The sequence below is a fragment of the Leptospira sanjuanensis genome, from assembly GCF_022267375.1.
GTDB classification, from domain to species: domain Bacteria; phylum Spirochaetota; class Leptospiria; order Leptospirales; family Leptospiraceae; genus Leptospira; species Leptospira sanjuanensis.
In genome coordinates this window covers 3762580-3783502 of record NZ_JAIZBH010000001.1, presented here as the reverse complement: position 1 = coordinate 3783502, position 20923 = coordinate 3762580, and the positions used below count along the sequence as shown (strand labels likewise).

Sequence of the window (20923 nt, the reverse complement as noted above, 5' to 3'; positions counted from 1 at the left end):
ATGATTTCCACTCCGATTCAGACTCGATGGATGGATATGGATCCGTTCGCGCATGTGAGCAATTCGGTTTTCGTTTCGTATCTTGAAATCGGAAGAGTGGATTATTGCAAACGCCGTTTTAACGTGAAAGGCGTCTTCGACGTTCCTTTTATTCTCGCGAGAATCGAAATCGATCTAAAAAAATCGATCGAGATGCATCACAAGGTGGAAGTGCAGACGAGCGTGACTCGGATCGGAAACAGCTCTTGGGATTTTCAATCCAAGATCGTGGAATCTAATACGAAAGAAATTTTTGCCGTTGCCAGAACGGTTCAGGTTACGTTTGATCACGTCACCAAGACGAGTGTTCCAATTCCGCCTAAGGTTCGCGCCGTTTTGGAAGAGGATCTTAAGATTTTCCAAAGACAAAACATAGAGGGTTGATCGCGGGTGTTCTTTCGTAAAACGAAGGAATGTAGGAAGTACTACAAAAAGGGTTCCGATAAAAGCGACGCGAGTCCGTGAGACGTAATCTGTAGGAGCTCCTACAAAATGGGTCCAATCGTTAGAACGGATCACATTGTTTAAGAGACGTAATTTGCAGGAACTCCCACTTTTACAAAAGAATCTCCAAAAAAATCCCGTTTCTTCTAAAATCGCTCAACGTCCTTCCGCCCACGATTCTTTTCTCGGATCCGCTCCACCATAAAGTTTTCCCGTAACCGGATCCTTTAGGGAAATACAAGGAGCCCCGAAATCGTATTCCCAAACATCCCGGCCTACCACGTCGTAACCTAAGTCTTTCAGCGCCTTACCGCTTCGATCATAGATATCCTTCTCGAGCTCGATCCGGCCCGGATAATAGTTATGCGGCGAGAAGGAATCCGGCCAGTTGAGAGAACGGAATCGCGGCGCGTTTACCGCTTCTTGTGCGTTCATTCCGAATACGATCATATTCAAAAAAACTTGTATGGTAGCTTGGGTTTGCATATCGCCTCCCGGCGTTCCGAGACTCATCAGGAATTTTCCGTTTTTAAAAACCATAGACGCGTTAGGCGTAATCGTAGGTCGTTTACCGGGAAGTAGAGCGGACGGATGATTCGGATCAAGACGGAATTGGGTCATGCGAATTCCGAGCGTAATGTCACCATCGATCATCGGAGATTGTGGAAAATCGCTCGGAGTCAAAGAGAGGGAATTTCCCTGAGCGTCGATGATGCTGAGATAGGTGGTGTCACGTCCCACTTTTCCCGTTTTTTCCCAAAGGGAAAGTTGTTGGTCATTTAAGGAAGAATGGAATGTAAGAGACGATTGAAAAAAAATCAATTTTGCGATCACCCGACCTAATAGCGAAGTGTTGGGATTAGAATCGGAGGAGGTCCCGGTTGAAAATCGATTTTGATCGACAGGAGAATGATTTTGACTCGGGAGAGAATCTTTCCGCTGTTTTTGAAATTCGAGCGAGTTTAAAACACTCTTTTTTTGATAAGCGAACGGATTTCCGTGTAAAGGAGTTTTACCGAAGGCAGTAGGTTGGAAAAGTTTTCTTCGTTCTCTTGCATATTCTTTGCTGAGAAGACCCTCGTTTGGAACATTTACGAATGTCGGATCTCCGAAAAATTTTTCCCGATCCGCCATAGCAAGTTCGATCGCTTGGACCACGGTATGAACGTATTGCGGAGAATTGTGTTCCATCGATTTCAAATCGATTCCTTCTAAAATTTGAAGAACGATCGGAATGACCGCGCCCTGATTCCAAGTTTGATTGGAAAAGATCGTATAAGGACCGTAAGATCCCTGCAACGGCTTTTCCCAACCTCCCGAATAAGTCGAGAGATCTTTTGGGGTTATAGTGCCGTCGTTTTCTTCGTGCGCCTTTATGATTTTTTGCGCGATCGGTCCTTCGTAAAAATACGTTCGCACAGCTTCTAAGGCGCGGTTTCGATCCGCGCCGAAACGTCTCGCCTGAGTTTCTTGTTCAGCGAGTTCACGTAAGGTTTTTCCAAGAACGGGTCGTTTGAAAATTTCCTTATGATACAGCGGTTTCCACCATCGATTTTCCAGATAGATTTCGGAGTTATACGGAAGAAGAAACGTAAATCCGAGTCTTTTGAAGATATTCATGTTCAGATTTCGCATCAATATTTTGTGAACCGGAAAACCTTGTTCCGCTATTTCGATTGCAGGAGCGCTAACTTGTTCAAAACTCATCGTTCCGTATTTTTTCAAAAGAGCGACGATGACGTCGGGCGAGGCGGGAACGAGTTGGGAAGAATATTTCAAAGTCGGAATATACGTATGTCCTCGGGATTGAAAGTATTCGATGGTCGCTCTGCTCGGAGCCTTTCCCGCGCCGATATAACTTTCCACCTGCTTTGATTTTGAGTCGTAGTAAAGGAGGGGGGCTACGCCCGGAAAAGAAGCTTCTTCTCCTTGCGTAACGTTTAACACGAGTAAGGCGGCAATTCCGGCATCCGCGGCGTTGCCGCCTTTTTCTAAAATTTGAAGGGCCGTTTTGGTCGCCAGCGGATGTCCGGACGCAACCATCAGCTTCGAACCTTCCGCGAGAAGTCTGTTTTCGTGATACGGATCATAAAATTCTAATATTTCTTTCGGTCTGGAAAAGGTGAAATAGAAAGCGTAGAGTAATGCGGCTCCGATGCCGACGATCAGGGTGAAGTATTTTAGAATTCGATTCATCCGATTCTCCCTTTGAATTTCCCGTTCTGAGGTTGTTTGCAAGAATCGTTTTCCGATTTATGCAGGTATTTTTCGGTCAAAGTATAATTCTTCCGATAAATGAATCCAGTGAAAAAACGGAGTGGAAAAGAAAGACGAAAGAACGCCTAATGCGTGAAAGGACCGACTTTGGTTGATTGGAAAAAGTGTTGTTTCGAGTTGTGTTCGATCATTGGGAAACTTTTCGGTCGTTTTAGGTTGTACTTTGTAAATACTATGTTGCGTTTATTGATTCAAAGTTTGAAGTTTTTACTTTTCGGAGATTCGAGAGATCGTTATGCTTCTACGTTTAGAATAAATCTATTCTTCGTATTTTGTTTTGGTTTCTTCTCCATTTTTCCCCAATCATCCGCGACTTGTTTATCCGGAAATTGTAAGAATGGAAGAGGAGTTTTGATCGATTCGTTTGGAAACGAATATAAAGGAACTTTTATAAACGGAAATTTAGAAGGATACGCAGAAGTTAAATTCAAAAACCGCGGAACGGTTTCGGGAGTTTATAAAAATTCTTCCCAAAGAGGCAAGGGCCGATGGACCGATCCTGAAACCGGAAACGTCTTGTACGGAACCTGGGTGGAAGACGGGGACTGCAACGAAAATGGATGTAAAACCTGGGCAAAGTTTATCCGGGATTCAGAAGTGGAATGTATCTTTCGAGGAAACTTTCGACGAAACCGAAAAACAGGAAAGGGCGCGTATACGTGTATCAACGGAGAAAGTTTTGAAGGAATCTACAGTAACGATTTAGCGAACGGATACGGAAAATTAAAATATTCCGACGGAACCGTTTTTGAGGGAGAATTTAAAAACGGTCACCCGCTTTCAAATTAGATTTCTTCGTCGGTCGTATAAGCCAAGATCAAAGAAGAGATCAGCGTTAACAAAAACTGAGAAAACACCCAAAGCCAAACGATTAGACTTGGAAGTGCGTTGATGAAATTTAAAATGGAGATCGCTGGTCCGACATAGGCCGCGAGGGAAAAACAAATCGCAACGATCAACCCGCCGACGATTCCGGTCGGAAGAGAATCTTTCGCGAGACGAATGATAATTCCTAAAAAGAAAACTTGGATCAGGTCGGCGACGATCGGCCCTACCCATAAGATCATTCCAACGGATTGGAAAAAACCTTTATAGGCAGGGTCGTAGTAAAAACGCGAAAAGAGCAAACTGCGAAGCGGAACGGAAATTACTTCCCAAAAACCGAAGGCGATAAACAGCCTTAAAAGAAATTGATTCCAATCTTTCGCAGTTCTTAAACTCATTCTTATTTTCCTACGATGAAAACCACGTTCGTCGTTGCGGACCCGCCGATATTCAGCATCAATCCGTTCTTAGCGCCTTCTACTTGGTAGTTGCCTGCAGTGCCGGTAACTTGTTTGTAGAGGTCGAGCATCATTCTAACTCCGGAAGCTCCCACTGGGTGACCGACTCCGATCAGTCCGCCGGACGGGTTGATCGGTTTTTTACCGTTGATGTCGATTACGCCGTCTTCGATCGCTTCGTGTTCCTTACCGGGTTGTGTGATCCCGAAAGCGGAAATCGCTGCATATTCGGAAGAAGTGAAACAGTCGTGAGTTTCAAAAACGTCGATGTCTTTCACTCCGAGTTCCGCTCTGTCATACGCGTCTTTTACGGTTTGTCTGGTCCAAGGGAGAATGTATTTGTCTCCTTTAGATTCGGCAACCTTCGCGTCGAAAGTGATCGGAGCCACTCTGTGTCCCCAACCTTTCAGTCTTGGGATAGAAGTGATCTTCTTTCCTCTTTTTTTAGCGTATTCTTCGGTGTAAGATTTATTCGCGAGAACCACCATCGCCGCACCGTCGGTTACTTGAGAACAATCGGTGATGCAAAGTCTTCCACCCACGGCCATATTGTATTCTCCGCCGCGAGCGTTCGCGTGTTCTTTGTTCATGAACCAAGAACGTGTTTGCGCCTTGGGGTTTCTCTTCGCGTTGTCGTAGTTGATTCTTGAGATTTCGGCTAACGCGCCCATGAATCTTTGTTCCGGAAGTTTGTATCTCTCGAGAATTACGTCCGCGAGTTTTCCGAAAAGTTTCGGGAAAGGAAATTGAACTCCTTTCGCTTCTTTTTCGTAATAAGCGGCTGTTCCTAAAAAGTCACCGCCTACGGAAGAACTTACCGTTTTCATGATCTCAATTCCGAGAACGATGGCAACGTCGTAGTCTTTTGCGCGGATTTTTGTAGCGGCCGCGTCAAGTGCGATCGACCCGGAAGCACAAGCGGCTTCAAAACGTCCGCCCGGAATTCCGTAGAACGCAGGATCGACTTCGGTTAAGAATGCGCCCAAGTGACCTTGCGTCGCATATTGTTCCGCGTCGAAGTTTCCTACGAAAATTCCGATTCGATTTTGTTTATTCAGTTTTTTGATTTCATCGGGTGTGATTCCGACAGCCGCAAGTCCGTCTTGAACGGCTTCGCGCATTAAGGACATGAAGGTCTTTCCTTCTTTGGTCCAGTTTCTTTGAAAATCGGTTTGTTCCCCGCCGAGGACGTAAATTTTATCGCTCATGGTGATACCTTCTCCCCTAAATTATCCTTTGAAAAGTGAACGAGCGTCAAGCTTTTCCTTCAGCTCGTAGAACGGCTTTCCTGGTTTCGCTTTTGCTAATACTTCAGGAACCGGAAGTTTTGCTTTTTCGATCAGTTGAATCGCATCCTTAGGTCCGCCTAAGAAATCGACGAATGCGGAAGCGGGAGCCCAGTTGAATCCCGTTCCCATCGCGAGGTCCGCCATTTCTTTGGTGTCTACGACTTCGCCGACGATCGAGAGAGAGTAACTAACGTATCTTGCGATGAAGTATCTCGCGAGGTCCGCTTCAAAACCTTTCGCTTCTTTTACGATGTTCATTGCGCCTATGTAGTCCGCTTCGGAAATTCTTCGGTTCGCCTGACGAATAAAATCAATGTCGAATTTAGGAACGGGCTCGTAAAGATCGGCGCCTATATTATAGACTAACTTTTCTTTCTTGCCGTCCGGAGTTTTGGACATCTTATAAAGACCGCCGCCCGCTTTTCTTCCGAGGTCGCCTTTATCGATGAGCTTTTGGAAGTAACCCGGCATTTTAAAAGTAGAATGAGCCGCGTCCTTGGTCATCTCGTAGAGGTTATCCACGATCGCTTTGTGAACGTCGAGTCCTACGAAGTCCGCAGTGTCCAGAGGAGCCATTGCTCTTCCTGTGTAACCGCTCATGATCGCGTCCATCAGAGCGATACCGCCCTTATCGGAATATTTTTCCGCAATTTGAGCGACTTCGTTGATAAGCTGAAATCCGATTCTGTTTCCGGCAAACGCGGGAGTATCGTTCGTATAAACGACCGCGCGGCCAAGAACCTTATCCAGATATTCGCCGAGTTGTTTGAGAACTTTCTTATCCGATCCTTTGTGGGAAACGAGTTCGCAAAGAATCATTTTGTAAGGAGGGTTGAAGAAGTGAGTTCCGAAATAATGCTTTTGTCCGTCTTCGTCGAAGGCTTTGGAAAGTCTTTCGATGGAAAGTCCGGAAGATACCGTGGAAACGATGGTTCCGGGTCTTCTGGAGCTCGCGATTCTTTTGTTGATCGGTTCTTTAACTTCGTAACTTTCCGCAACGAGTTCAAAGACCCAATCCGATTCCGCAACGGCTTTTTCCAAATCCGCGTCGTAAGAACCGGGAATCAGTCTTGGACGAATCGTATCCGTCTTGACCGAGCCGATCGCTTTTTCAATCCCTTCTTTCGCTTTGCTTATGTCCCGAGCAAGCATATGGACTTTTGCCTTTCCGAATGAGGCAACGATTGCCGCTGAACCGGCGCCCATAGTACCATTCGCGCCTAATACTGTAACTGTTTTTATCTCTCTCATGAAACTATACCAATTCTTGGATTTTCAATGGAATAGAACCTGTTTAAAACAGCTAGGCGGGGAGGAAAGGTTTTTTTCACGCGAATCGGACATAGAATTGTTCTAAAACAGAACGAATGTTCTGTTTAAATCGGCTTAAAAGTCTTATAAAGTTGCTCAGAATGATCGGAAAGAACGGTTCTTTAAAAAACTCAAAGTTTTCTTGGCGGTTTCTCAAAGGTTCTTTTTTTTTTCAAAATCGCACTTGGGAAACAGAATTTGGAACCGTCCCGAGTATGGGCGTATTACTTTTAAATTCGAATCACACGATTCGATCCATTCTCCGTGAAAATCATTCGGAAGTTGTTACTTTGCTTGTTCCGAAACGAACTTTGCTCGGACTTGATGAAAAACAAAAGAAATTTCTGCCGAAACGAATTCCGTTTCTTTTGAAGAGATATGCAAAGTATCTTTCGTCTACAAAACGTTTGAGTTCGAATGCACGGAAGACGTTGTATCAACCGAGTTTTGGAAAAAATCAAATGGTGAGAATGAATGTTCGAGTCAGTACAGGAAGCTGGGCTTTGTTAGGTTTGTTCGCGCAGGTTCACGGTGTTTCCCGTTGTTATCTTTTTAATTTTCTTGTGAATTTGGATCGGGTCGGAGTTGGAGAATCTATCGTGAGTACGATGAATGAGGGAGGTCCCACATTTCATTCGAATTACAGTTATATCCTCCACCTCGATCTATTGGGTAACCGGATAACCAGGTCACTAAAATGCGACCCAATCGACAGTTTTTACGTCTTAAATTATCAAGAATGGTTCGATTCTTGATAACAAACCCTTCTTTCCTTTCGAATCAAAAGGAAAACGATCTAAAAAAAGCAGGCGGAAAACGAACAAAGCCCGCGGAAAAAACTTTAGGATGAAAGAGGGAAATAAATTTCACGCCCCCATCCCCTAAAGATCGTTTTTATTTCACTGAAGAATAATCTGATCGACCTTATTCTTTCTATATTTCACGAATGCGTTTCCGTTTTGCGTGTAACCGAGATATTGGCCGCTCTTTTGAAATTGTTTTCCAAAAACTCTTTCCGCCGAGCCTCGATCCGTTCCGATCGCGACTCCCTTATCCAGTCCGGGACTATTGTCTCCGTACGCGTTCACTTGAAGAACCGATCCGATGCTCAAAAGAAAAGAAGTCTCTTTCTTGCTATAGATATAAAATTCGCTGCCGGAAGATTTATCGACTTGGATCTTATCCGGTTTTCCCCAGAGTTTTAATAAGTCTTCGAGTTTATCTCCCGGACCTACTCCTCCGACTTTAAAGACGTTTTGTTTCGGAGTTTGCGAAGGATCGGGAAGGGTAATTCCGTGAAGATCCGCGGTGTATTTCGCCCAACCGGAAGAAGAATCGTAATTCTCCAGATAATACATCGCGAGTTGTTTCGTTTTCGGAGTCTTTTCCTTGTAGGATTCAAGAAGAACATAATTTAAAATCGGAGTGAAGTTTTCATAAACGTAATCCGGATCGAGTTGGGTTTTTTGACGGATCGAATTTCCGATTCCTTGTAGATATGCTTGAATGTCCGGATTTGATTTTGCCTTTTCTCCGAAGGATTGAACGCGTTTGTCCACCATCGTAGCGACGGATTTGAACACTTCCAACGCTTTATCCTGATCGTCCGTCCAGTACAAAACCACGCCGAAGTTATTCGCAAGAGGAATGGAATTCTCCGCTCGAACCGTATTACCGGCGAGCGATTTTGCCACGTTCATATCGTTTTCTTCGGTGGAATAGGAAAGAAGAACGGCGTAGTTCGAAATAAAATACGGATCTTCGGTTTTAACGATCACCTTTTGATAGGCTTCTTTCGCTTTATTGTAAGCGGCTTGATTTCCGGGGATAGCTCGCATAACTGCTCTTTTGCGAAGTCCTCCGGGGAAGATCATCGAGTCGCGGAAGGAAGGCATATCGATCACAGGTTTAATTTTCAGATCGTCGTTGCTCGCGGTCGCCATCCAAATCTTATGAAGGCAAACCGCGTAAGATTTTTCCAAATGCGTGTTTCCCGGAAATTTAGAAAGGGCCTTTTCCAGATTGGATTTGGCTTGCTCCAGATTCTTTCCGAACTGAATATCGTCGTACGTTTTTTCCAAAGTTGCAAGAAGTGAATAGAGTTCCTGTTTATCTCCGCTGAATCTCGAAAGACGATCGTTCGGAGACGGATGACTCGTAAAATACAAAGAGGTCATCGATTCCGGACTTACCTTATCCAGTTTTTTGCTTACGATGTATTCTTTGTATTGATTGTCGATGTCGCTCATCAATTCCAAAGTGCGGATCATATATTCTCCGCCGTAACCGGCTTTGTTAAGAAGTTGAAACCCCGTTTGATCCGCGTCAACTTCCTGTTCTTGGGAGAATTTCACGTTGTTCAACACCGCTTCGCCCGTCGGATTCTCTTTGAGCTGATAGAATTTCTTAACCGCATTGAACGTGTGTTTGTTGTAATAGTGCGAAAGCTCGTGCGATAAAACTCCCGCGATGTATCGTTCGCGGTAAAAGCTCATCTTGTCCTTTGCGTCCGGTTCGGAGTTCGTAATCACCTGATCCAAAATATCCAACGTCCCGGAGTTGATGCAGAACTGACCGCCCGCCATAGCGAACGCGTTAAACGAATTGTCTTGGATCAGATTGTAAACGATCGGAAACGTAGGATTGCCGGAAGAATCCGCAAGTTTGCGAAACGCCGTATCGATCGGCTTCTTCCAATTGTTGTGGTCTTTGAGAACTTTGCGGGATTTGAGAATCGCTCCATACTGATAGGCGCTCTGGCGGACGATCTGCGCGTAGAGTTCCGCATCGAAATTGATCGTGTTGTTTTTTTGAGCACCGAGCGTTAAACAGATCGATAAAGTTCCGGCGGTAAGGAGCAAGGATTTGAAAGATTTTTTCATGTTCTAGAGACCTATAAGAAAAAATTTTTTTATACGGGATCACTAAGATCGTCAAAAAATTTCACTTGTCAAGCTGGATTCGAATCTCTTTTTTTAATGCGAAAAAAGCGCGTATATTGCCGCCGCTTCTACATTTCATGTATCCGAAAATGAAAAAAACTCGGACGCGAGAATGAAATTTCTTAAGTCTTCATCCGAAAAAAGACGCAGATCGAATCATGTCTGATAGGGATTTCCTTTGAGTCTAAACGGATCGCAAAACGCGTGTTCAGTTTTTATTTCTTCCCTTTTCCAAGCGCACATATATTCCCGAAAGCGCGTTCCCGCAATGGAAAGAATTTTGTGTTCCACTTGAAGATGTACGAATCCCATCTGATCGATTACCGGAATCGTTTGTCCGAAAATTTCATATGCGAATTCTTTTGTATAAAAACGGACAGCGATCGAATCCGGGTTTTGAAATTTTTTTCGTTCCAGTTTAAAATCCGAAAAAATGGAAAAGGAAGAAGTGCGGACTTCGGAGAAAGATTTATAAAAACCTCATTCTTTCGTTTGCGTATAAGATCAATCCTCTTCCTCTTCGGGAAGAAGCGGAGAAATGAAGTAAGCGATGAATTCAAGTTTTCCCGTCGTTCCCGACTTTTGATAAATGGAGAAGGTTTGATTTTCGATGGTTTTAAGACTTTTTCCCCGAATTGCCGCGATTTGATGATTGGACATTCCACGGAGCAGAAGAAGCGCGATTTCCTTTTCCTTATCGGTGAGGTTCCATTCTTCCAATTGCCTTTGCAGGGATTCCCAAAAGGACCGATTGGTGTGAACCAAGAGCTGATTCTTATTTTTTAAACCTTCGATCGCGACTTTCGCGGATTCGATGTCCGCTTGCGTATGTCGGATTTCCTGGAATAAAAAGAAAATTCCAACGATCGATAAAAGTCCGAAGGCGGCTTCGATCGATGTGAAATAAGCCTGGGATCTTTCGATCCAGTTTATATCGAATAAATACGTTAGGATCTCTTCCAAGATCCAAAGTAAAATTAGAAAAACATAAAGTGAAAAAAAGTAGAACCGCTTTTCTTGGGGAAACCAGAGTTTCATGCTAACCTTTCGGAAAAATTTCCATCGACCGTTTTAAAACTCAAGTTTTCTTTTTGCGAATTCCCGGTTTCTGTGTTCGTTCGGATTAAATTCGATTCCTTTCGTTTTCCGAGTCAATCGGAATAAAGCAGTTTCGGAACTCATAGGTGAAAACCACTAAACGAAAAATCGGTTCTGAGTAGTTCCCGCAATTGCCGTTTCCACCTATTGTTCACATTTCAAGAAACGTTAGAATGTTCCGGTATTCGAGGAAAAATTTCATGAAACTTTTGAATTTCATTCTCAACGAGTTTGGAAATATCTTTTTTAAAACGGACTTCCTTCGGGCGAGGGTCTCGTTCTTGGCGGCAGGTTTTTTCGTTTGGTCCGGTTGTATTCTCCCGCAGGAACGATTCATTCCCGATTCGAATCTGAGTCCCACGGATTACGTTTACAAAGGCGATTTGCAGGGTTTAGAAAATTCTCTGCGAGCCGGTAAGGGAATCAATCAACGGGATCAATTTTTCCGTAATTACACTCCTTTGATGGTAGCAGCGAGAGAAGGGGAATATCTGATCGCGGAATATCTCGTTCGAAACGGCGCGGACGTGAATGCGAGAACGCGTGACGGTCATACCGCCCTCATGATGGCAGCATTCAATCGATATCCTGAAATCGTAAAACTTTTGATTCGTTCCGGAGCGGATATTCACGCTACGACCGTGCAGGGGCACACCGCTTGGAGTGAAGCTACATTAGAAGATTCTAAAAGAGTTCAGGAGATTCTTCTGCAAGCGGGAGCCGGTAAAAAACAATGAAACCGATTCGACTTTTTCTTCCCGGCATTTTTATTTTATTTTTTGAAAGTTGTACGCTCGATACGACTCGATGCGAAGAAGGTTGTGATCGTCAACTTTCCACTTGTCTTTTAGTCGCGTTTCAAGGAGGTCAAAACAATCAAACGTTACCGATCTCCTTACTCTGTTACGAGCTTTGTGATATGTGCAAAGATAAATGCGGAACTCGAAGTTCTTCCAACGGTAGTTCTAGAACCCGCGGCCCCAGCACGGGTACGGGCGGTCGAACCGGAGGTGGAAAAAGCAGTGGAGGAGGAGGTCATAGCGGCGGAGGCGGCGGCAGCAGCGGGGGTGGTGGAGGTCACGGCGGTGGCGGACATGGGGGTGGAGGAATTCTCACGCTGTAAAAAGTTATTTCATATTCGATCGGGTTGTTTACAATCAATCGTATCGAATTCCGATTTATCATTTTACCTCGTTTGAATTCTGATCGGATCGGTTTGATAAATTCGTCTTATGATATTCGAGGAAACTTTTTTGAAATCCTTGTCGTTTGCCGGAGTTGAGTAGGATGGGCCTTTTGAGATTTACCGATCATATTTATAAAGAGAAGGATTATCTGACTCGCAATAAGGCGTTTCATCTTTTTATCTTCAACGTAGCATCGGTCCTGCTGGGCCTATTCGTAAACTCGTACATTTGGTTGACGAAAGGATATTTTCTGCGGCCCGGTTTTTCGATCATGATGATCGCCTCTCTTCTTTCCCTGGTCTTTTTGCTTCGGAAAAAGTTCGAGATCGCGTTGAAAATCGTATTGATTGCAAGCGTCGTATCCGTCAGCGTCGGGTGGTTTTTCGGAATTTCGAAAGAAGCCATAGCCCTGGACGAGGCGAATCGGAATATCGTACTTTCGATATTTATTATGATTTTCTTATATTTTACGAACGTAAAACAAACTATTCTCATCGCTCTATATTGTTTGTTTTTGATTTTTGCGGAAGAATTTTATTTGGAACAGAATAATAACATGATTCACATCGCCGATCGTATCGCGTTGTTTATCATGTATTCCATCATTGCGATCATCGCGGTAAGAACGCTTCACGGTTCGGTGAAGGAGAAAAACGAGTTGATTCAGGAAATTCACCATCGTGTGCGGAATAATCTTCAGGTACTTTCCGGTTTGGTGGAAATGCACAGCGGTTCGGACAAGGGCAATCTTCAGAGTATCCTTTCGGATTTTCAGGATCGTATTCTTGCGATTTCGGAAGTGCACAATTATCTGTATAAGTCCGAAAATTATTTCGACATCGATTTCGCGGAGGTGATCGACGGGATCATCAAAAACCTCTCCGATAAACTCGGCAAACGAACGGTAAATATCGAAAATTCGACCGAGCGAGTTTACTTAAGAATCGAGAGCGCTCTTCCGTGCGCGATGATCTTCAGCGAACTACTTTCCAATTCCTTAAAACATGCGTTTCCCGCGGAAAAAGGGACCGTGAACGTTCGCTTTCAAAAGGAAGGAAACAAGTATCGTCTTCGGATTGCGGACGACGGTTCGGGAATTTCCGATTCTAAGGTTTGGCAAAAACCGAAAACTTCGGGTTTTACTTTGATCCAGATTTTAACGAAACAGATTAAGGGAAGTTTTGAAATTTTTTCGGGCTCCGGTTCCACCGCGATCCTTGAATTCAACGCCTAATTTCGGTAAGGCGGCAAATCTTGTTCGATTGAAAAAGGTCGATGCCCTCGTTGCGATATTGCGTAACGTTTTAGATCGATCCGTTTTACTGATACGAGTTCTTTAAATAAGATGATCTACTACGATCATGATGTTTACGATGAACAAATGAAGAATGGAAAAGAAAAAGAACTTTCTCGCGGATTGGCGTTCCGGTTTTTGAATCAATTGATACGAAAGAATTCCCATCCAAATGCAAACCGCAATCGCCGTGAACAAGTATAAGTATCCCATCGAAGGTTCGAGAAAATAAAAACTGATACACGAAGCGGAATACAAAATCGTATAAAAGAAAATCGACTTCGCCGTTTTCTCGATTCCTTTGACAACGGGCAGCATCGGAAAATCTGCGTCCGAATAATCGTCTTTGAGAAAAATCGCTAAGGCCCAGAAATGCGCCGGGGTCCATAGAAAAATCATCGTGAATAAAATCCACGCTTGAATCGGAAGAGAATTTCCGATCGCCGCATAACCGATCAAAGGACCGACGCAACCCGCAACGCCGCCGATTACGATGTTTTGCGTGGTTCTCGGTTTTAAAAGAATCGTGTATAAGAAAACGTAGGAAATCAGCGCCGCAAACGCACAGAACGCCGTGAGAAGATTTACGTAAACCGTAAGGAGATAAAAAGAAATTCCGGTCATCGCAAGGCCGACGAACGTAGCTTGAACGACGCCGATTCTCCCTGCGGGAATCGGACGATTGGACGTGCGTTTCATCTTCGCATCCCGATCCTTTTCGATCACCTGATTGAAGATAAAGGAAGCCGAAGACATCAAAAACGTTCCGAAAAGAGTTACGACAATCAAAAACCCGGAAGGAGATTTTTCGCCTGCGAGATATAAACCCGGAATGATCGTCGCCAAAACGAGAGTCGTAACTCTCGGCTTGATCATTTGATTCCAATCGGATAAGAACGTATTTGTCATATCGTATCCTGAAATTATCTTTCAGGCCTCCGTTCGTTTTCCGACGTCAGAAAAACGGCTCGAGAAATCAGAGAAAGATAAGAAGAAGTCAATAGTAAAACCGCAAAACCGGTATGCAGCGCCGTCACAAGTTTCGGAAGTCCGAAAAACACATTCAAAATTCCTAAAATGATTTGAGCGACCAAAAGATACATGGAAATCTGAAGAAATCGTTTGGAAGTTGTCGGGAATCTTTTCCAAATCGCGAAGCCGAGCGCGATTGCGAGAAATAAAGCCACCGTGTAGGCGCCGAATCGATGGATCACCTGAATTTTTACGATTTCCAACGGATTGTCGGGAAGCCATTGTCCCCAGCAAGTCGGAAAATCGGGACATGCGAGTCCGGCGTAATGAGAACTAACGCGTCCTCCCAAAACGATTTGAACCGTGATTCCGATCAAAAGAAGAAAGAATAAGATATTATCTTTTCTGAATATAGAATCGGCCTTGACGAACGTTTTCCTTTGATGTAGAGCCTTTCCTCTCGAATCGATCGCGACCGTGAGAATGACTAAAAAGAATGCGATCGCGTTTAAAAGATGCAGGTTAACGGAAGTAGGGTCGAGTTTTAACGTAACGGTCAATCTTCCCAGATTGATCTGCGAAATTAAAAGAAGAACCGCTAAACCCAAATAGATTCCGAATTCTTTACGGAGAGTCGCATCGACAAAAGTCCAGATTGTAAGTCCTAAAAGAATCAAACCCAAGAAACCGGAATAATAACGATGGGAAACTTCCATAAAAATCTGAAAGTCGAAGGTCGGGAAAATTTTCCCGAAACAAAACGGCCAATCCGGACAAGCAAGCCCGGAGCCGGTCGCTCTCACCAAAGGTCCGTAGAGCAAATTCAAAAAAATAAGAATGCTCAAGAACAGAGAGATTTTGTAAAATAAATGAAATTTAGATGAAAGGTTCGAGTTAGCGCTCATTCTTTCCTGAAAACCCTCTCAGGCTTCTAAAATACCATACTCGAAAATCGGTCCTTAAGGGCAATGAAAGTAAAAATTAAATATTACTTCCAAAAAAAGAGATTCATTCGAACTTGTCCTAGAATCTTTCGATTTTCATCTTTAAGAGAATGAGAATCAATTACAGGAGCCTTTTTCATGGCACAACACGATTATAATAAACCTGGATTCTGGACTTTCGTAGTAGTTCTCGTAGGAAACTTAGTATTCTTTACTTATCTTTCTTTCTTTCATCCGGGAGTAAAAGAACATTCTTTGAATCTTCCTGCGAACACTCAGGCTAAATAATATCGGAGAACGATCTCTCCGGAGTTTACGAACTTGATCTTTAGAATTTCCCTAATCGCAGGGATCGTATTTTGTTCATTCTCAACTTCTCTGTTCGCTTACGATCCTGCCGCTCGGTTTGATAAAAACGAAAAGCCGAAAGAATTGGAAGGGGTTGGAGTGAAGGAAAGGTTGGGAAATCAACTCGATCTTTCACTTCTCTTTCGAGACGAAACGGGAAAGCAGGTTCCATTCGGTTCTTTTTTCAAAAAGGACAAACCTGTTCTTCTTTCTCTCGTTTATTACAAGTGCCCCACTCTTTGCAACTTCCATCTCAACGGAATTACCGATACGTTAAAAAAGCTGAACTGGCAGGTGGGAAACGAATTCGAATATGTCGCCGTTTCCTTTGATCCGAAAGAAACCGCGGAACTGGCACAAGCGAAGAAGAACGCTTACATAAAAGAATATTCTCGCGGCGATGGAAGAGGTTGGCATTTTCTTACGGGAGATCAAAAAGAGATCACGGCTCTTGCCGAGTCGGTCGGATTTTCCTATAAATGGAATCCGGAGAACGAACAGTGGATTCATTCTTCCGTTGCTTATGTCATCACTCCTTCGGGAAAGATTTCCCGTTATCTCCACGGGATCACGTTCGATGAAAGAACGTTGCGACTTTCTCTTCTGGAAGCGTCCGACGGTAAAATAGGGGATTTCACGGACCAGTTCGCCCTTTTTTGCTTTCAATTTGATCCAGGAAAAAATACTTATACTTTGTACGCTTATAATATGATGAAGTTGGGTGGTTTCTTCACTCTTCTTATTCTGGCGGCGTTCTTGATCCCATTCTGGATCAGGCATAACAGAAATTCCGAACTCATTAGGAAGGAGTAACTTCAAAAAAATGACCTGGTTGAACCTCATTACGGCAACAAGTTTCATGCCGGTTCAGGCTTCCGAAGTAGCAAAGAATGTAGATAATCTCTATCTCTTTCTACTCGTATCCAGTCTGATCTCCTTTGTCATTCTCATCGGGGGAATGACTTGGTTTATTTTCAAATACAGGAGAAAGACCGACACTGATAAGACTGCCTATATTACCCACAATACTTTGGCAGAATTCCTTTGGTCCTTTATTCCCTTAGTAATCATGATCGTGATCTTCTGGTGGGGTTGGGTGATTTTCGCCGATCTCAGAAGAGTTCACGATAAAGGCGATATCGAAATCCACATAACCGCTAGACAATGGCAATGGACTTTTAAATATCCGAACGGAGTTACCGTCGTTTCTCCTAACGCGACCGAAAAGTTGAATACCCTTTTTCAACCGAATGGGATTTACGTTCCCGTCGGAAAAACGGTTCGTCTTGTTATGACTTCTCAGGATGTTCTTCACTCTTTCTATGTTCCCGCTTTCCGGAATAAGATGGATGCGATCCCGGGACGTTATACAACTTTGACGTTCACTCCGACTGAAAAGGGAGATTTCGTAGTTTATTGTACTGAATTTTGCGGAACTTCTCACTCCAACATGCTTTCCGCGATTCGTGTCGTGGATTCGGAAACGTTCGACAAATGGTACGCCGCGGCTGGAAACGTGGATCTTTCCAAAGTTCCTCCTGCGGAACTCGGTAAAAAACTCTACGCAGAAAAAGCTTGTGCGGGCTGTCACTCGATCGACGGTTCCCGTCTGGTTGGGCCTTCTTACAAAGGTCTTTTTGGAAGCGCGAGAGAATTTGAAGCCGGTCCAGGTGCGAACGCAGATGAGAATTACATTCGTAAATCGATTCTTCAGCCGACAGCTCAAGTCGTAAAAGGTTATCCGCCTGCGATGCCTTCTTATCAGGGACAGCTTTCCGACGACGAAATCAACGCTCTGATCGAGTATATTAAAACCCTTAAATAGGAGAGGAATATGTCTACAGCAACTGCAAGTCATACTGACAACTACCTCAACCACGAAAAGGGAATCTGGTCCTGGCTCACTACGATCGATCACAAGCGGATCGGGATCATGTATTTCTTTGCGATTATGTCATTCTTCCTATTGGGAGGGATTTTCGCTCTTCTGGTTCGTCTTGAACTTTTTACTCCGGGACAAACTCTCGGTTTCGTAACTCCGGACATTTACAATAGAATGATGACTTACCACGGCGCCATCATGGTGTTCATGGTAATCGTTCCCGGAATTCCTGCAATCTTTGGAAACTTCATCCTTCCGATCCAACTCGGAGCAAAGGACGTCGCCTTCCCAAGACTGAACCTCGCAAGCTGGTATATCTTTATGTTGGGAGCGGGAACCGCTGCGTTCTCCCTTTTTACCCAAAAAGTGGATACCGGTTGGACGTTCTACACTCCCTATTCTATTTCAAATTCCGTTTCTAACGGTGTGATTATGCTGGTGATGGGGGCGTTCATTATGGGATTCTCCTCGATTCTTACGGGGCTGAACTTCATCGTAACCACTCATAAACTAAGAGCTCCCGGAATGACAATGAACCGTATTCCTTTGATGGTTTGGGCGCTTTACGCGACTTCCATCATTCAGGTTCTTGCAACTCCGGTTCTTGCGATCACTCTTCTTCTGCTTGTTGCGGAAAGAACTTTGGGTGTGGGGATTTTCGATCCTACTCTCGGCGGGGATCCGGTTCTCTTTCAGCACTTCTTCTGGTTCTATTCTCACCCAGCGGTTTACATCATGATTCTTCCTGCGATGGGTGTGATTTCGGAACTCGTGACCACTTTCTCCAGAAAGATTATCTTCGGTTACACTGCGATTGCGTATTCTTCTCTTGCGATTGCCGCGGTTTCTTTCTTGGTTTGGGGACACCACATGTTCGTTTCCGGTCAGTCCGAGTTTGCAGGGGTTTTATTCTCCTTTATCACGATGCTCGTGGGAGTTCCTACGGCGATTAAACTCTTCAACTGGATTTCGACGATGTATAAAGGATCCGTTCGTTTGGACGCTCCTATGTTGTTCGCGATCGGATTTATGTTTCTCTTTACCATCGGCGGTTTGACCGGTGTGTTCCTCGCTTCCACAGGGATGGACGTTCACTTTCATGATACGTACTTCGTGGTTGCGCACTTTCATTATGTGATGGTGGGTGGAACTTTGATGGCGGTGATGGGCGGCTTGCTCTATTGGTTTCCAAAAGTTACCGGTAAAATGACTTCCGATCTTTTAGGAAGAATTTCCTGGGTCTTTATCTTCACCGGATTTAACGTAACCTTCTTTCCGCAGTTCATTCTTGGTTCCATGGGAATGCCGAGAAGATACTACGACTACTTACCCGAATTTACGAGCCTCAACCAAATTTCCACAGTGGGATCTTGGCTGATCGGAGCGGGATTCTTGGTGGGACTTGCGGCCGTGATTCACGGATTGATCGCAGGAAAAGAAGCGGGACCGAATCCTTGGGGTGGAAAAACCCTCGAGTGGACGATTCCTTCTCCACCAACTCACGAAAACTTTGAAAAAACTCCAACAGTAACGGGGGGACCTTATGAGTACCGCTAAGCACGCGGAATTCCATCATGCTCATCACTTTGATAGTGCTGAGCATCAGTACGACGCTTCTAAACAAGGAATCTGGTTATTCCTTGTTACGGAAATTCTAATGTTCGGCGCCCTTTTCGTGGGTTACACCATTTATCATTCCTTGTATCCGGAAGTGTTCCACGCAGGAAGCCATCACTTGTCCGTTCCGATGGGAGCATTCAACACTGTGGTTCTTCTTTTCAGCTCGTTTACGATGGCGCTCGGGATTCATTACGTTCAAGTGGATAAAAAGAAAGAAGCGATCATCGCACTTGCGATAACCGTTCTTTGCGCTCTGACGTTTATGGTTGTGAAGTATTTCGAATATTCCGCGAAGATCCATCACGGACTTCTTCCTGGAAAATATTTCACGAATACGGAAATGCCGGACGTCAAAAACTTGGCGATGTTTTTCGGTTTTTACTTCGTAATGACCGGGATTCATGGATCCCACGTTTTGATCGGAGCCGGATTGATCGTTTGGGTGATGATTAAGGTGATCAAAGGAGAAGTGAATTCTTCCTACTACACACCGGTAGAAGGCGTTGGTCTTTTCTGGCACGTAGTCGACTTGATCTGGATCTATCTCTTCCCGCTTCTTTATTTGGTGGGTTAACGAGTATATCGTTCCGACTCAACGAACAATCGTCGTAGACGATTCGATTTTCAGCGAAACCCTGGGCTTTAAAACCCGGGGTTTTTTATTTTAGGAGAGCGTAATTGAAGAGAGACATAATCCCTTCATCAAGGAGGCCCTGAGAGTTCCAATTTCGATAAGCTGAATGTTTCCCAAGGTTAATTTTTTATATCTTAAAATAACGAATGAAATAAGTCTCTAATATAAAAGTAATTTCCCTATCGATCGCCTACAAACTTCCCCTAAAAAACCAAACAAGGGTCGGAACTCCGTCTGTTATCCAAATAGCTCCTATGAAAATTCGATGGATCAATGATGAAGTAAAACCGGTTCCGGGTTCGCCGAAATGGGTTCAATTCACTGCGAAATATCCGTTCTTATATTTAATACCGACGGCCGTTCTATTTACGTACGCGCAATATTGGAATCGATGGATTATCGATTGGGAGACGGGGAAGGATGAAAGTCTGTATCTCGGCAAATTGAAACTTCTCTACGACCTCTTTGGTCGAAACGGTGTCGTCGGATTTTATCTCCTAATCGGGGGCGGATTTCTTTGGGTCTTCTGGATTTTTGCCATCGCCAAAAAACCCGAAGGTTAAAATCGAAACTTCTCTTCGAATATTAAATTTTTTCGACGGAAATTGGGCATTTAATCCGATTTTAAAAATAGAATCCAGGATTCCTGAATGCAGAATATCGATTATTCTAGAAGACTCAAACAATCTTCGATCCGAACTCCAGTCCGAGAAACTTCCGATTTCGACAGAACCATTCAAACGGTTCAACACAGTAAAAAGTCGGGATCGCCGATTCAAATTTTCTCCTCCACTCGTTCGGCATTTGTTCTATTATTAGGTTCGATTTCACTTTTTACCGCGGGGCTTGTCGTAGGACTTAAGCTCGATCAAAAGGAAGAAACCTTCGCACAAAACGAACTTCAGACGTTTCGAAACGTATCTTCTCAGGAAAAAAAGAATTCGAACGGAGGTCTTCGCTCTTTGTTTTCTTCCTCGAACGAATCGGAATCCGTTGAATCGCTGAAAAATCCGGAATCTCTTTCCAAACTCAATTCAAAAGAGAATTCTTCCGGGAACGGGAACGATTCAAAACTTCTGTATCCTCCGCAAACCGGAGAAACGAATTATCTGGTTGTAGTTCCGACCTCGGATTCTTTGCAAGCCGTCGAGCTCGGTAAAAGACTATTGATGGCCCGCAACGAATTCAAAGGAAGAATCTTCCGCTCCTCCAAAGGCGAACTGTATCTCGGTTATTTTTATTCCGAGGAAGAAGCGAAAGAGGCTTTGGAAAAGGTTCAACCTCTGAATGATCCTGCATTTCATTCCGCAAAAGTTCGTTCTCTCAAACTTTAGTAGCCTTTTGGGATAATTTTGTTGA

At 44.1% G+C, this 20923-nt stretch carries 22 protein-coding genes and 1 pseudogene; 13 read left to right on the top strand and 10 right to left on the bottom strand.

Annotation, left to right across the window (positions count from 1 at the left end; genetic code table 11):
* On the top strand, positions 1 to 423 hold the full coding sequence (locus LFX17_RS17105) for an acyl-CoA thioesterase (protein WP_238747452.1): 423 nt from the start codon (positions 1 to 3) through the stop codon (positions 421 to 423).
* A gap of 216 nt (positions 424 to 639) precedes the next feature.
* Here the strand turns inward: LFX17_RS17105 and LFX17_RS17100 are convergent, their stop codons facing one another.
* Positions 640 to 2679, bottom strand: coding sequence for a gamma-glutamyltransferase family protein (locus LFX17_RS17100; RefSeq protein WP_238747832.1), 2040 nt, complete (start codon positions 2677 to 2679; stop codon positions 640 to 642).
* 255 nt (positions 2680 to 2934) lie between these two features.
* On the opposite strand from LFX17_RS17100, the gene LFX17_RS17095 reads away from it, so the two are divergent.
* Positions 2935 to 3549 carry an MORN repeat-containing protein gene (locus LFX17_RS17095; protein ID WP_238747450.1) on the top strand — a complete coding sequence of 205 codons (615 nt, stop codon included), beginning with the start codon at positions 2935 to 2937 and terminating at the stop codon, positions 3547 to 3549.
* Here LFX17_RS17095 and LFX17_RS17090 read toward each other — a convergent pair.
* Genes LFX17_RS17090 through LFX17_RS17080 form a run of 3 tightly spaced genes read right to left on the bottom strand, consistent with a single transcriptional unit; the run spans position 3546 to position 6583 of the window.
* Positions 3546 to 3983, bottom strand: a complete 438-nt coding sequence (locus tag LFX17_RS17090; RefSeq protein WP_238731304.1) for a hypothetical protein — start codon at positions 3981 to 3983, stop codon at positions 3546 to 3548. The genes LFX17_RS17095 and LFX17_RS17090 overlap by 4 nt on opposite strands.
* A 2-nt stretch (positions 3984 to 3985) precedes the next feature.
* The gene (locus LFX17_RS17085) at positions 3986 to 5251 is read right to left on the bottom strand and encodes an acetyl-CoA acetyltransferase (RefSeq protein ID WP_135590091.1); all 1266 of its coding nucleotides are present in this window, start codon (positions 5249 to 5251) and stop codon (positions 3986 to 3988) included.
* Between the two features lie 21 nt (positions 5252 to 5272).
* On the bottom strand, positions 5273 to 6583 hold the full coding sequence (locus LFX17_RS17080) for a 3-hydroxyacyl-CoA dehydrogenase family protein (protein ID WP_238731303.1): 1311 nt from the start codon (positions 6581 to 6583) through the stop codon (positions 5273 to 5275).
* Positions 6584 to 6858: 275 nt separating this feature from the next.
* On the opposite strand from LFX17_RS17080, the gene LFX17_RS17075 reads away from it, so the two are divergent.
* Positions 6859 to 7398: a DUF1564 domain-containing protein gene (locus tag LFX17_RS17075; RefSeq protein WP_238747448.1), complete on the top strand. Its 540-nt coding sequence runs from the start codon at positions 6859 to 6861 to the stop codon at positions 7396 to 7398.
* Positions 7399 to 7542: 144 nt separating this feature from the next.
* Here the strand turns inward: LFX17_RS17075 and LFX17_RS17070 are convergent, their stop codons facing one another.
* From LFX17_RS17070 to LFX17_RS17060, 3 genes and pseudogenes are all read right to left on the bottom strand, one after another.
* Positions 7543 to 9525 (bottom strand): M48 family metallopeptidase, encoded by a 1983-nt coding sequence (locus LFX17_RS17070; protein ID WP_238747446.1) that lies wholly within the window; start codon positions 9523 to 9525, stop codon positions 7543 to 7545.
* A 216-nt stretch (positions 9526 to 9741) separates the two neighbouring features.
* Positions 9742 to 10044 (bottom strand): annotated as a pseudogene (locus LFX17_RS17065) (DUF4269 domain-containing protein); the annotation flags it as partial.
* A 45-nt stretch (positions 10045 to 10089) separates the two neighbouring features.
* Entirely contained in the window at positions 10090 to 10623 is a 534-nt protein-coding gene (locus LFX17_RS17060; protein ID WP_238731300.1) for a helix-turn-helix transcriptional regulator, read from the bottom strand.
* 260 nt (positions 10624 to 10883) lie between these two features.
* On the opposite strand from LFX17_RS17060, the gene LFX17_RS17055 reads away from it, so the two are divergent.
* The 3 genes from LFX17_RS17055 (at position 10884) to LFX17_RS17045 (ending at position 13104) form a co-directional block, all read left to right on the top strand.
* Positions 10884 to 11420 (top strand): ankyrin repeat domain-containing protein, encoded by a 537-nt coding sequence (locus tag LFX17_RS17055; RefSeq protein ID WP_238731299.1) that lies wholly within the window; start codon positions 10884 to 10886, stop codon positions 11418 to 11420.
* On the top strand, positions 11417 to 11806 hold the full coding sequence (locus tag LFX17_RS17050; protein WP_238731298.1) for a hypothetical protein: 390 nt from the start codon (positions 11417 to 11419) through the stop codon (positions 11804 to 11806). Before LFX17_RS17055 ends, LFX17_RS17050 begins: the two co-directional genes overlap by 4 nt.
* A gap of 164 nt (positions 11807 to 11970) precedes the next feature.
* Complete coding sequence (locus LFX17_RS17045; RefSeq protein WP_238731297.1) at positions 11971 to 13104, top strand: sensor histidine kinase; 1134 nt, start codon at positions 11971 to 11973, stop codon at positions 13102 to 13104.
* A 102-nt stretch (positions 13105 to 13206) separates the two neighbouring features.
* Here LFX17_RS17045 and cyoE read toward each other — a convergent pair whose 3' ends face one another.
* A complete protein-coding gene (cyoE, locus tag LFX17_RS17040; protein WP_238747444.1) occupies positions 13207 to 14073 on the bottom strand; it encodes a heme o synthase in 867 nt (288 codons plus the stop codon).
* Between the two features lie 14 nt (positions 14074 to 14087).
* Entirely contained in the window at positions 14088 to 15041 is a 954-nt protein-coding gene (locus tag LFX17_RS17035; RefSeq protein WP_238747442.1) for a COX15/CtaA family protein, read from the bottom strand.
* A 177-nt stretch (positions 15042 to 15218) separates the two neighbouring features.
* On the opposite strand from LFX17_RS17035, the gene LFX17_RS17030 reads away from it, so the two are divergent.
* From LFX17_RS17030 to LFX17_RS17005, 6 genes are all read left to right on the top strand, one after another.
* A complete protein-coding gene (locus LFX17_RS17030) occupies positions 15219 to 15368 on the top strand; it encodes a hypothetical protein (RefSeq protein ID WP_118954732.1) in 150 nt (49 codons plus the stop codon).
* 33 nt (positions 15369 to 15401) lie between these two features.
* On the top strand, positions 15402 to 16241 hold the full coding sequence (locus tag LFX17_RS17025; protein ID WP_238747441.1) for an SCO family protein: 840 nt from the start codon (positions 15402 to 15404) through the stop codon (positions 16239 to 16241).
* A 10-nt stretch (positions 16242 to 16251) separates the two neighbouring features.
* On the top strand, positions 16252 to 17253 hold the full coding sequence (gene coxB, locus LFX17_RS17020) for a cytochrome c oxidase subunit II (protein ID WP_238747438.1): 1002 nt from the start codon (positions 16252 to 16254) through the stop codon (positions 17251 to 17253).
* Positions 17254 to 17262: 9 nt separating this feature from the next.
* A complete protein-coding gene (ctaD, locus tag LFX17_RS17015; RefSeq protein ID WP_238731292.1) occupies positions 17263 to 18867 on the top strand; it encodes a cytochrome c oxidase subunit I in 1605 nt (534 codons plus the stop codon).
* Entirely contained in the window at positions 18854 to 19504 is a 651-nt protein-coding gene (locus LFX17_RS17010; RefSeq protein ID WP_238731291.1) for a cytochrome c oxidase subunit 3 family protein, read from the top strand. The genes ctaD and LFX17_RS17010 overlap by 14 nt, the downstream gene beginning before the upstream one ends.
* A 314-nt stretch (positions 19505 to 19818) precedes the next feature.
* The gene (locus LFX17_RS17005; RefSeq protein WP_238731290.1) at positions 19819 to 20127 is read left to right on the top strand and encodes a hypothetical protein; all 309 of its coding nucleotides are present in this window, start codon (positions 19819 to 19821) and stop codon (positions 20125 to 20127) included.
* Here LFX17_RS17005 and LFX17_RS17000 read toward each other — a convergent pair.
* Positions 20062 to 20250: a hypothetical protein gene (locus tag LFX17_RS17000; protein ID WP_238747435.1), complete on the bottom strand. Its 189-nt coding sequence runs from the start codon at positions 20248 to 20250 to the stop codon at positions 20062 to 20064. The two genes, LFX17_RS17005 and LFX17_RS17000, sit on opposite strands and share 66 nt — an antisense overlap.
* On the opposite strand from LFX17_RS17000, the gene LFX17_RS16995 reads away from it, so the two are divergent.
* A complete protein-coding gene (locus LFX17_RS16995) occupies positions 20215 to 20898 on the top strand; it encodes a hypothetical protein (RefSeq protein WP_238747432.1) in 684 nt (227 codons plus the stop codon). The genes LFX17_RS17000 and LFX17_RS16995 overlap by 36 nt on opposite strands.
* Positions 20899 to 20923 lie beyond the last annotated feature (25 nt).